This is a genomic window from Pseudomonas sp. DF11, from assembly GCF_058148565.1.
Map to the genome: position 1 here is coordinate 24205 of NZ_JBYVYN010000007.1, position 12659 is coordinate 36863.

Genomic DNA, 12659 nt, shown 5'->3' on the forward strand with positions numbered 1-12659 from the left:
CACCTGAGTGTCATCAACCAAAGTTTCAAGGAAAGCATCCCATGGCGTCACATGGACTGATTCTGGCTCTCGGCCTGCTCGTGGGATCAAGCGTGACCGCTCACGCCGAACCACTGGACGAACCCCTCAAGCCCCTGCCCCCGATTCCGACCCTGGACCCCAAGCGCGTCCAGTTGGGGCTGCGGCTGTTCAACGACCCACGGCTGTCGGTGAACAACACCCTGTCCTGCGCCAGTTGCCATCGCCTGGACAAGGGCGGCGCAGACGACAAGCCGTTTTCCTTAGGGTTCGACGGCAAGCCGGTGGAGGTCAATACGCCCACCGTGTTCAATGCCGGCCTGAACTTCCACCAGTTCTGGGATGGCCGCGTCGACACCTTGGAAGAACAAGTCCATGTGGTCGTGACCAGCCCGGTGGAAATGGGCAGCACCTGGGAATCCGTCGTCAAGCGCATTGCCGATGACCCAGGCTATGCCAAGGACTTCAAGGACGCTTACCCCGACGGCGTGACCAAGCCCAATATCCAGGGCGCGCTGGCGGATTACGAGCGCACCTTGCAAACGCCCAATTCGCGCTTCGACCAATACCTGCTGGGCAATACCGACATCCTCACGCCCCGGGAGAAGTTCGGTTACCAGCGCTTCAAGGAGTACGGCTGCATCGCTTGCCATCAAGGCGTGAACATCGGTGGCAACATGTTCCAGAAGTTCGGGGTCATGGGCGACTACATCAAGGACCGGGGCAACCCCACCCGAGCCGACGAAGGACGCTTCAACATCACTGGTGATGAAGCCGACCGCCAGGTTTTCAAGGTGCCCAGCCTGCGCAACGTGGCCGTCACCGCGCCGTATTTCCACGATGCGTCGGCGCCGACCCTGGAACACGCGGTAGAGGTCATGTTCAAGTACCAACTCGGTCGTGAGCCGCTCAAGAACGATACGACCCTGATCGTCGAGTTTCTCAAGACGCTGACTGGTGAATCGGGGGGCAAGCCTCTATGACAACTCTCCGTCGCCTCGGTCTTGCGCTCATCGGCCTGTTGCTGGCTTCAGTCCTGCTGTTCATGTACATCAATTCGGGGGCCCAGCAGGCCGCCTCGTACATTGAGTCACGGGACTTGATCCGCCAACTCAAACAACAAGACGCGATCTGGGACAACGAGGTGCTCAAGTCGCGGATCGCCCTGACCCACAACTACGACCCCCTGGTTTCGCCCCTGCATGAAATGACACGCCTATGGCATCGTCTCGACGCCATCGAATCGGAGCCCGGGCGCCACAAACCGTCACTCTGGGAAGCCCAGCGCGACGAGTACCTCAAGGCGGTCAAGGAAAAGACCCGGCTGGTGGAGCAGTTCAAATCCCACAACGCGGTGCTGCGCAACTCCATGGCGTTCCTGCCCACGGCAGAGGACGACATCCAGGCGCAATTCGCCCGGCTGAACGACACCGAGCGGCTGCAACTGCAAAGCGTCGCCATCGACACCTACGACCTGTTGCTCAGCAGCATGGAATTCGCCCAGCTCAGCACCCCTGAGGTGGCTGCCGAAGTGCTGCTGGGCCTGAACAGGCTGGACGTCAACAAGGAACGCATGCCGCAGGGGCTGCAAGGCCCCGTCGACATCCTGAGCAGGCACATCGCGCTGATCCTGCGCGAACAACCACGGGTCAATGAGCTGTTGCAGGGCATCGAAGCGATCCCCCTGGCCCGTCGCCTGGACACCATCACCGACCTGCTGGAGAAAGATCAGGGCAAAGCCGCGGCCAAGTACGAGCGTAACCACGTTTACCTGCTGGTGTTCGCCACGCTCCTGGTGTTGATACTGATCTGGCTGGCGATCCGGCTGGTGCGCAGCTTCGCCGAGATCAAAAGGGTCAACAATGCCCTGCAAACCGCCAACGACGAGCTGGAACAACGGGTCGAGGAACGGACCCGCCAGCTCAAGGACACCCAGAGCGAATTGATGGACACCGCCCGCCAGGCCGGCATGGCGGAAATCGCCACCAACGTGCTGCACAACGTCGGCAACGTCCTCAACAGCGTGAACATCTCCGCCGACCTGGTCAGCCGCAAACTGCGCAGCAGCAAGGCCTTGGGGCTGGGCAAGGCGATGCAACTGATCAACGAACACGCCGATGACCTGGGGCACTTCCTCACCCAGGACGAAAAAGGCAAGTTGCTGCCCGGCTACCTCAACCAACTGGTCGAGGCCATTGCCGTTGAGCAGCAGGGCCTGACCGACGAACTGGCCCAATTGAGCAAGAGCGTGGACCACATCAAGGACATCGTCGCCACCCAGCAGTCCTATGCCGGGGCCAACAGCCTGCTGGAACCCCTGGTAGTCAGTGAACTGCTCGAAGATGCCTTGCGCATGAACTCGGGCGCCCTGACCCGCCACCATGTTACGGTGATCAAGGAATACGGCGAGGTGCCGCGGATCATGGGCGACAAGCACCGCTTGCTGTTGATCCTGATCAACCTGATCAGCAATGCCAAATACGCCATGGCTGGGGTTTCCAATCATGCGCGGAACATGACCCTGAAGGCCGCTGTCATTGATGGCGACACCTTGCAAATCAGCGTCAAGGACGAAGGCGAAGGTATCCCGGAGGAAAACATGACGCGCATCTTCGCCCACGGTTTTACCACGCGTAAGGAAGGCCACGGTTTTGGCCTGCACAGCTGCGCACTGGCGGCCATTGAAATGAACGGCCACCTCACCGCCCACAGTGAGGGGCCTGGAAAGGGGGCAACGTTCCAACTACAGGTGCCCCTGAAACTCGCAGAAGGTGAGCCATGAATAGCATGAGTAACCGCCGCATCCTGCTGATCGACGATACGCCCGCCATTCATGAAGATTTCCGCAAGATCCTCACCCCGGAGGATGACAGCAACGCCGACTTGCTGGACATGGAAAGCGCGCTGTTCGGCGACGCGCCAAAACCTGCCACCACCGTGTTCGAACTCGACTCGGCCTACGGTGGCCAGGAAGGCCTGAGCAAACTGCTGGAGGCGGCAGCGAAAGAGCGCCCCTATGCCCTGGCGTTTGTCGACATGCGCATGCCCGAAGGCTGGGATGGCGCCAAGACCATCGAAGAACTCTGGAAGCGCGACCCGCAATTGCAGGTGGTGGTCTGCACAGCGTATTCGGATTATTCCTGGGATGAACTGCTCGACCGTCTCAACGGCCACGACCGCTTGCTGATCCTGAAAAAACCCTTCGACAACATCGAAGTCCAGCAGATGGCCAATACCCTGACCACCAAATGGGAAATGACCTCGCGCGCGCAATTGAAAATGAACAAGCTCGAAGACCTGGTGGAACAACGGACCCTGGCGTTCAAACAGGCCAGCGAGCTGCTGCAAATGGAAATCGACGAACGCAAGATGCTGGAAAGCCAGCTGGTGCAGTCGGAAAAACTTGCCTCGCTGGGCCAGTTGGCGGCCGGGGTGGCCCACGAAATCAACAACCCGATCGGCTTCATTTCTTCCAACCTGGGGGCCTTGGACGGCTATTTCGGCAAACTCCAGGAAATGCTCAGCGCCTACGGCAGCGCCGAGGGGGCCATCGCCTCGCCGGAACTGGTGGTGCACTTGCGCAAGCTGCGCGAACAAGTGGAACTGGATTTTCTCGTCGAGGACATCCCCTTGCTGATCAAGGAATCCAAGGATGGCATCGGCCGCGTCGGGCAGATCGTCAAGGACTTGAAAGACTTCTCCCGCGTCGATTCCAGCCAGGAATGGCAGATGGCCAATTTGCAGCAGGGCATGGATTCGACGTTGAACATCGTCGCCAATGAAATCAAGTACAAGGCCGACGTGGTCAAGGAGTACACGCCGCTGCCGGAAGTGGAATGCCTGCCCTCGCAGATCAACCAGGTAATCATGAACCTGATCGTCAACGCCGCCCAGGCCATCGGCCCCGAGCGTGGCACCATCACCCTGCGCAACGGCGTGGAAGGTGACACCGTGTGGATCGAGGTGGCCGACAATGGCTCGGGCATCCCGCCGGAAACCCTGCAAAAAATCTTCGACCCGTTCTTCACCACCAAGCCCATCGGCCAGGGCACGGGGCTGGGGTTGTCGTTGTCCTACGGCATCGTGAAAAAACACCATGGCGAGATCACGGTACGCAGCGAAGTCGGCGTCGGCACCACCTTTCGCGTGGAATTGCCGGTGCGGCAGATGAAGCAGGCGAGTTGAGCCACCACACCGCATAACTGTAGCGAGGTAGCTTTTGTGGCGAGGGGATTTATCCCCGCTGGGTTGCGCAGCGGCCCCAAATGCCGACAACCCGGTGGGTCAGGTAGGTTGGGGATTGCCTTTTGGGGGGCTGCTGCGCAGCCCAACGGGGATAAATCCCCTCGCCACAGATAAATCCCCTCGCCACAGATAAATCCTCGCCACAGTCAGTCTCCTCGCCACAGGTTGCTGTTGCCCGCCGTTTCGCTGTCAGCGCAGAATGCCTACGCCGCCTCGTCCATCGCTCCCCCCAAGGAAACCGTATGAGCCTGTCTCTGCTGAGTCGTTACGCCTTCTTTGCTGGCTGTGTCATCTTCACCTTCGCCAGCCTGCCGTTCCTGCAACACGACTGGCTCTGGCCGATCACGCTGGTGACCGGGCTGTTGAGCCTGCTGGGGTTATTCGACCTGTTGCAAAGCCGTCACGCCGTGCGGCGCAACTATCCGATCCTGGGCAATATCCGTTACCTGGTGGAAGGCATCCGCCCGGAGATCCGCCAATACCTGCTCGAATCCGACAGCGACGCCCTGCCCTTCTCCCGGGCCCAGCGTTCGCTGGTGTATTCCCGGGCCAAGAACGAAAGCGCCGACAAACCATTCGGCACCTTGATCGACGTCTACCAGACCGGCTTCGAATTCATCGGCCATTCCATGCGCCCGGCCCCGTTGAGCGACCCCAGCGGTTTTCGCGTGACAGTCGGCGGCCCGCAGTGCACCCAGCCGTACTCGGCGTCGGTGTTCAACATCTCGGCCATGAGCTTCGGCTCCCTGAGCGCCAACGCGATCCGGGCGCTGAACCAAGGCGCCAAGCTAGGCAACTTCGCCCACGACACCGGTGAAGGCAGTATCAGCCCCTACCACCGCGAACACGGCGGCGACCTGACCTGGGAACTGGGCAGTGGCTACTTCGGCTGCCGCACCAGCGACGGGCGCTTCGACCCGGAGCGCTTCGCCGCCCAGGCGCAGAACCCGCAGGTGCGAATGATTGAAATCAAGATGAGCCAGGGCGCCAAACCCGGCCATGGCGGGATTCTGCCCAAGCACAAAGTCACCCGGGAAATCGCCGAGACCCGTGGCATCCTCATGGGTGAGGATTGTGTTTCACCGTCTCGCCACAGCGCGTTTTCCACGCCGATCGAACTGATGCAGTTCGTCCAGCAACTGCGTGAGCTGTCCGGCGGCAAACCGGTGGGCTTCAAGTTCTGCCTGGGCCATCCCTGGGAGTTCATGGGCATCGCCAAGGCCATGCTGGAAACCGGGATCCTGCCCGACTTCATCGTGGTGGACGGCAAGGAAGGCGGCACGGGCGCCGCACCGGTGGAGTTCACCGACCACATCGGCGTGCCACTGCGCGAAGGCCTGCTGTTCGTACACAACACCCTGGTGGGCCTGAACCTGCGGGACAAGATCAAGCTCGGCGCCAGCGGCAAGATCGTCAGCGCCTTCGACATCGCCAGCGTCCTGGCCATCGGCGCCGACTGGGCCAACGCCGCGCGCGGCTTCATGTTCGCCATCGGCTGCATCCAGTCCCAAAGCTGCCACACCAACAAATGCCCCACCGGCGTCGCCACCCAGGACACCCTGCGCCAGCGCGCCCTGGTCGTCCCGGACAAGGCCCAGCGGGTCTACAACTTCCACCGCAACACCCTCAAGGCCCTGGCCGAAATGCTCGCCGCCGCTGGCCTTGAACACCCAGCGCAATTGCAGCCCAAGCATCTGGTGCGGCGTATGTCGGCCACCGAGGTGAAGTTGTTCTCTGAGTTGCATGTGTTTTTGAAGCCAGGGGAATTGCTGACGGGTGAGGTCAACGGCCAGTTCTATTCGCGGATGTGGCAGATGGCGCGGGCGGACAGTTTTGAGCCGCTGGAGGTGGTGGCTGCGTAACCGTTGGTACTCGCCAGCACGCACTAGCTTTTGTGGCGTGGAAGCTTGCTCCTAGCCACAGATTGCGCAGGGGTTGTTCGATTGAGATTTCACGGGCGGACAGGTATGAGCCGGTGCGGCGTTTACTCTTAGAGTAAACAGAGAAACGGCCATTTCTCCCTTAACAAAAGTGAATGTTTGCTCCCAATCTTCTGCGGATAAACCCTTGGCGTTCGACGAAGACTTAACCGTTACCCACCAAATCCTGTGTGCAGGACATTTCAGAATCTCTGGATCGTCAAAGTAGATCCACTTCAGATTTTCGGGAATCACCGCATACCCACCGCGATCAGCAACTGCCAGAAAAGTATCAAGCGGCGAACGTACTTGAAGTCTCGGCTGTATCGCTGTCTGATTGTAATAATCGAATGGCAGATACCAAAATAACGACTCAAATACGATTTCGTCATCTGGCCGCACCAACCGCGCTAGCTCTCGTGCCAGCACGTCGAGCCTAAAATCCCGGCGTAAATCAGTTCCATTCAAGTCATCCGTTTGTCGATATACCGACTGTACCCCCTGCATTTCAATTGCCACTATCGCCACTACAGCCAAGGCCAGAACACCGGGATGTCGGACCCATTTATCCAAGGCAACAGCTAAAACTAAAGGAAGTCCAACTGCTGCGAATACCAGATAGCGAGGAACAAACAACGGAATTGTCAGTGAAATCAGACCAAGAACGATAGCAGGGATAAAAAAATAACCGACCAATAAGCTACTGCAACGATGCTGGTTGCTATCTTTCCAAATCACTCCCAGCCCGCACGCAATAACTATTCCTAAGGGAACCATGCGAAAAAATATTGACTGTGCCCCCCAGGCATTCATGGTAATTAACTGCCAAACGAGACTCAACACGGCCTGCCCCGTGACAGGTGGGATCCATCCTGGCTTAACTGTCCAATGCTCAATAAAATTAGGGAACCAAGGTACGAACAATATGACGATTGCAACGTTGACCAAAAGCCAGGCCCGCACCGGCAGGACGGTCTGAGAGACGCCAGAACGCCCCCACCACCAATAGAACCAATGAACAAGCACACACAGCGCTGCCAAATAATGAGTATAGAAAGCCGCAGTCATCAGTAATACATAAATTACCGGAAATCGAACTTTCTCTCGCTCCTGGATCCAGTACACCAAGGCTACGGTTGCGCCCATCAACCAAAACCCCAGTAACGAGTACATACGCACTTCCTGGCTATAACGAACAGAAATAGGGAGCAGCGTCAATAAGAGTGCAGCGATCCAGATTGCTCTTCGCGAGGCAACCAAACTCATCAATCTTAGGCTCAGCAAGACTGTGCCGACGTCAGCTATCGCACTAAGCGACCTTACGGCCAAGACACCATCGCCGAACATAATTATCCAGTAATGCAACACAAGATAATAAAGAGGTGGATGAACATCGCGTGCCGTAACGGACCAAATATCCCAAGGCTCGTACCTTGCGAGCAAAATGCTGAAGGCCTCGTCAAGCCAAATTGCGGGCACTGTGATTCCATGAAAGCGTATGGCCAGCGCAAAGGCAGTCACGGCTACCAAAGCGGAGCAGTCAACAAACCAGCCAGGAGGTTTGAGTAACTCAACGCGCAAAGCCTTCATGCACGGCGCCCGCGAAATATCACAAACCGTGAAAACAGAAAACCAATCACCAAACTCATCAACGAAAAGATCGCGACGGTCAGGAGGCCGTGGAGTTGCCAGCGATCCCCCAGGTAACCCACGATAAAACTGAGCACGCCCATCATGCTGAGAAAAAGGACATAGCGCGGCACCGAGCGTTTGGCCTCGAAGGTATAGAGCGCATTGACATAAAAAGAAAATGAGGCAGCCACGCAAAACGCAACGAAATTACTCGTCGACTGATCGAGTCCGGCGCCCACGCGCAGGACGAAAAAGATCTGCCAATGGATCAGCGTATTCGCCACGCCAATGAGTGCGTAGGTAAAAAAACCTTTCCATATCGCGTTCATACCTATTCCCTACCGGGTCGGTGCTCCAGGCGATACCTAATCTAGGGGCCCATCTATACGCGGTCTACTGTAAGAACTAACAGGTACTTCATTCCAAACGGTGCTCATTGCAGCGCGACGGTCTAAACCGAGACGGCTCCTTCATGACAATGAAGCCATAATCGCCGAGCAGATAAATCCGGTAATACTGGTTGTCCACAAGGGGGGTATAGCCTTGGTAACCAACACGTGTCGCGTTGCGCCGCTCGCGTTCGATCACCACGTTAGTAATGCCCATGAAGAGCGGGCTTTCCGGGAGGATGAAGTAGTCGATGTTAAGCAGATAATGCAGAATCGGCAGCTGTTCGAACGAACCGCAAGCACTGGCCAGCCAGTGGGAGGAATAAGTACGCGACATATAGATCCGCTTGGCTTCGTACAGCTCTCGGCGCGAAGTAATGTCATAACTCAAACTGTAGAGCGCACCATTGGCGAAGGTTTTTTCCAAGGTCAGGACCCGGCCGTAAGCGAAGGACAACGAGAGCGTTGCCAGAAGCGGAATGACCAGCAGCAGCGGTAGTCGACGGTGAATCGGAGCAAGGGCCAGGTAAGCCAGATAAAACAACAGTATCAACAGCACCCCGAACCCCATCAGGGTGCGGGCGCCTTCATTGAAATCACGAAAAAGCAGGGTGATGCCAGGTACCAATAAAACCAACAGGCAAAGTGTCAGTAAGCAGGAAAAACTCAAGACGACTGTTTTCCACCGCGGCTCCTCACGATTGAATATTAGCCGTCCCAAACGTAAGGCACCGAGCAACGAACACAACGCCAGCACGGCGAAAATCCAGGCGTACCCACCGTGGAACAACAGCGTAATTTTCTCCAGGACTATCTCGATATTGAAGCCAATCTGTCCGAGTGGATCAGCTTTCCAGTTCAGCAATGCGGTCCGTTCCGTCCCTATGGACGAGAGGGTCATGACGAAGTAAATCAAAATAGCCAAGCCAATCTGGGCCAGCCTGCTACCCAGCATTGCCCACCACTGTCGCCATGGCAGCTGTCTGCATGCGGCCCCAAACAGGTCCAGGCAAAACAACCCCAGACACACATTGAAACTGATCTGATAGAGCCCGAAAGCCATCACCAGCAATGCCACCGGTACCCACCACTGGCGCATTGGCGATGTGCTGCGCAAAGTCGTTGCGTAAATAACCGCCACCAGACTCAGCGCCATACTCGGTCCGTCATATTGATACGACAGATTCTGCAACAGGAAAGGGTTGTACCAGAGGGGCAACGACACGAGGCAGCAGGCCAGAGTCGGTTCGGGAAAATAGTGATAGGTCAGGCGAGTCAGGGCCAGGGACATAGCCGACGCAGAAAGTAACAAAGGCAACGGAAAAATGTCCGGCGCGGCGCCAGTGAAGGATAACGCCTGGTAGAACAGATCAGCGAACCAACGTCCCTGGCTGGCCCAGGCATTGCCAGCTTCCAGTGTTCGCCAGCTATCGTCGATATAACGTAAGTCCGCGAGGATCAATGGCAGCACATACAGCAGGGTCGCCATCAGAAAAAATGCCACTACATGGCGACGCTCAAACTCGCGATAAAAAATCAGCGGAACGTTCATGCGCCACGTCCTCGAAACGCTACCCACCGGGCTACAGAAAACTGGATATCTGCCAATGAATATTCTATTGACCAGCTCAATCCTTAATTAGCTGAGAAAACCGTCCCATCTCGTTTCAGGCGCGCAGCCGATCCAGCCGGCATTTGGCTGACACCACTCAATTATGTTCCGCACAATACAAGGGTCTACTGTAAGAACTAACAGGTCCTCGACTCCTATAGGAAAGCCCCGATCATCAGACCGGGGCTTTCCTATACATCGCCATCCACTTACGAAGCTGAACGCACCGAACCCTGCACATCACCCGTCGGTTGCAACTTGAAGGTATAGAACAACACCGTCAGCAACACCAGGAACGCCGGGCCGACATACAACGCCACGCGCGTATCCGGGAAGTACGCCATCAACCCCACCACCAACACCAGGAAGGCTAACGCCAGGTACGAGCTGACCGGGTACAGCCACATGCGGTATTTCAGGGCCGCACGTTCCGAAGCGCTGAGGCTTTTGCGGAATTTGAGCTGGGCCAGCAGGATCATCACCCAGGTCCAGATCGCGCCGAAGGTGGCAATGGAGGTGACCCAGACGAAGACTTTTTCCGGCACCAGGTAGTTGAGCAGCACACCCAGCAGCAACGCGGCGATGGACAGCAGTAGCGCGCGGCGCGGTACGCCGTTGTTGGACGTCTTGGCGAAACCGACCGGGGCCTGGCCGTTCTGCGCCAGGCTGTAGAGCATCCGCCCGGTGCTGAATATGCCGCCGTTGCAGGAAGACAGCGCGGCGGTGATCACCACGAAGTTGATGATCCCGGCGGCGGTCTTGATGCCCAGGCGCTCGAAGGTCATCACGAACGGGCTGCCCTGGGTGCCGATCTCGTTCCATGGGTAGATCGACAGGATCACGAACAACGCACCGACGTAGAACAGCAGGATCCGCCAGAACACCGAGCCGATGGCGTTGGGGATGGTTTTCTGCGGGTTCTTCGCCTCACCGGCGGTCAGGCCGATCATCTCCACGCCCAGGTAGGCGAACATCACCATTTGCAGGGACATCAACACGCCCTGCACGCCGTTGGGCATGAAGCCGCCGTGGGTCCAGAGGTTGGAAATGCCCAGGGCCACGCCGTCGTTGCCGAAGCCAAAGGCGATGATGCCGACGCCGCCGATGACCATGGCGATGATGGTGACGATCTTGATCAGGGCGAACCAGAATTCGAATTCACCGAAGGCCTTGACCGCGATCAGGTTGATCGAGCCCATGCTGACCAGTGCGGCCAGGGCCCAGATCCAGCGGGGCACGTCGGGGAACCAGATGCCCATGTACACCGCCACGGCGGTGATCTCCGCCACGCAGGTCACCAGCCAGAGGAACCAGTAGTTCCAACCGGTGAGAAAGCCCGCCAACGGGCCAAGGTAGTCTTGGGCATAGCGGCTGAACGATCCGGCCACCGGGTTATGCACGGCCATCTCACCGAGGGCGCGCATGATCACCAGGATCGCCAGGCCACCAATGATGTAGGACAGCATGATCGCCGGACCGGCCATTTCGATGGCCTTGGCCGAGCCGAGGAACAGCCCGACACCGATGCAGGCGCCGAGCGCCATCAGGCGGATATGCCGCTCACCGAGTTCACGTTTGAGCGGACCACCCTGGGCGGTCTCGCCATGGGGCAGATGATTGCCGACAGGCATAGGGATAACCTCGTCTTGTTATTGGATTAGCCACCGAGTATCCAAGGCCACAGGCCGATAAGCCTGCTGCCTTGCCGAAACCGGGTCTGTCTTGTGGGCAGACCGTCCTGTGGAACAACACCCTCAGGATCAGCGGGCCATGCAGTATAAAAAGCCAGGGATAGAGAGTTTCACTGTAAAACCTGGTAAATCCAGGGATAAGCCTCAGCCGGAGTCTGGTTTTGGAGAGGACTTGTCTGGGATAGAGGTCATTCAGAAAACGGCGCCGAGTATTGCACAACGATGGTGCAGCGTCTTGCCTGGGTACGGGCAGATGGCTCTGGTGCAAGGTTTTCAGACAGTTCTCCTTGTGATGCGGAGAATAATCTGTGGTGAGGAGATTAATCTGTGGCGAGGGGATTTATCCCCGCTGGGCTGCGAAGCGGCCCCAATACAGGCAACTCAGTCTGCCTGACACACCGAGGGGCCTGGTTCAGGGGCTGCTGCGCAGCCCAGCGGGGATAAATCCCCTCGCCACAGATGAGTTCCATCACAACTGGTAAATCCCACCACAACAGATCAATTCTCTCTCCACAGGAAAACCATATTTTCCTATCCAAACAGGGAGCCTTAGCGCTTCAAAGCCATGCGGCATCCCAGAGCGGGTAATCCCCGATACTTTCCACCAGCCCAGCCCGAATCGGATTGGCAATGATGTAGTCGGCGCTGGGGCGCAGCTCTTCATCGTCGCGAATCGCGCGGTCATGAAAGCCACTTTGCCAAAGCGGACCAGTGGCTCCGATCATGCGATTGACGCTATGGGTACAGCGAGCTTTGGTAGCGCCGATGACACGACTCAAATGGCCATCGAGGATTTGCAGCAACCAGTGGAAGTGATCCGGCATCACCACCCAGGCTAAAGAGTTGACCTGATCGGAATCATGAGCACGTTTGAATTCAGCGACCAATAGCCGTCCGATCCTCCAGTCGGAAAAAACCGGTCGCCTATGATGAACAACAGCAGTCACCAGATAAGCTCTTCCTGACTCTGAATAGCGACCCCGACGCAAGCGGTGGGAGTTGGGACGTGGATGCATTCCTTGCTTCCTGTGAAAGGGTTTGAATACAGCCTAGCCATGCAGCTGTTTTGTCGATGCTGCAAAGGTCGAGCGAAATTTCCGAAACTTGTGTAATCCCCATGATGAGAGGGATTTATCTGTGGCGAGGGGATTTA

General features: G+C 57.4%; 9 protein-coding genes. 4 read left to right on the top strand and 5 right to left on the bottom strand.

Annotated elements, in window-relative coordinates:
- Positions 1 to 41 precede the first annotated feature (41 nt).
- From AC30D9_RS20185 to AC30D9_RS20200, 4 genes are all read left to right on the top strand, one after another.
- Positions 42 to 1001 carry a cytochrome-c peroxidase gene (locus tag AC30D9_RS20185; protein ID WP_307574292.1) on the top strand — a complete coding sequence of 320 codons (960 nt, stop codon included), beginning with the start codon at positions 42 to 44 and terminating at the stop codon, positions 999 to 1001.
- Entirely contained in the window at positions 998 to 2800 is a 1803-nt protein-coding gene (locus tag AC30D9_RS20190; RefSeq protein ID WP_490144714.1) for a DAHL domain-containing protein, read from the top strand. The genes AC30D9_RS20185 and AC30D9_RS20190 overlap by 4 nt, the downstream gene beginning before the upstream one ends.
- Entirely contained in the window at positions 2797 to 4203 is a 1407-nt protein-coding gene (locus AC30D9_RS20195) for an ATP-binding protein (RefSeq protein WP_307574296.1), read from the top strand. The genes AC30D9_RS20190 and AC30D9_RS20195 overlap by 4 nt, the downstream gene beginning before the upstream one ends.
- Positions 4204 to 4505: 302 nt before the next feature.
- Positions 4506 to 6125 (top strand): FMN-binding glutamate synthase family protein, encoded by a 1620-nt coding sequence (locus AC30D9_RS20200; protein ID WP_490144715.1) that lies wholly within the window; start codon positions 4506 to 4508, stop codon positions 6123 to 6125.
- A gap of 51 nt (positions 6126 to 6176) precedes the next feature.
- Here AC30D9_RS20200 and AC30D9_RS20205 read toward each other — a convergent pair whose 3' ends face one another.
- From AC30D9_RS20205 to AC30D9_RS20225, 5 genes are all read right to left on the bottom strand, one after another.
- Complete coding sequence (locus AC30D9_RS20205) at positions 6177 to 7772, bottom strand: glycosyltransferase family 39 protein (protein ID WP_490144716.1); 1596 nt, start codon at positions 7770 to 7772, stop codon at positions 6177 to 6179.
- A complete protein-coding gene (locus tag AC30D9_RS20210) occupies positions 7769 to 8143 on the bottom strand; it encodes a GtrA family protein (protein WP_307574302.1) in 375 nt (124 codons plus the stop codon). The genes AC30D9_RS20205 and AC30D9_RS20210 overlap by 4 nt, the downstream gene beginning before the upstream one ends.
- 88 nt (positions 8144 to 8231) lie before the next feature.
- Positions 8232 to 9755 (bottom strand): glucosyltransferase domain-containing protein, encoded by a 1524-nt coding sequence (locus AC30D9_RS20215; protein WP_307574304.1) that lies wholly within the window; start codon positions 9753 to 9755, stop codon positions 8232 to 8234.
- A 269-nt stretch (positions 9756 to 10024) separates the two neighbouring features.
- Positions 10025 to 11446: an amino acid permease gene (locus AC30D9_RS20220; protein ID WP_307574306.1), complete on the bottom strand. Its 1422-nt coding sequence runs from the start codon at positions 11444 to 11446 to the stop codon at positions 10025 to 10027.
- A 617-nt stretch (positions 11447 to 12063) separates the two neighbouring features.
- Positions 12064 to 12522, bottom strand: coding sequence for an REP-associated tyrosine transposase (locus tag AC30D9_RS20225; protein WP_490144717.1), 459 nt, complete (start codon positions 12520 to 12522; stop codon positions 12064 to 12066).
- Positions 12523 to 12659 lie beyond the last annotated feature (137 nt).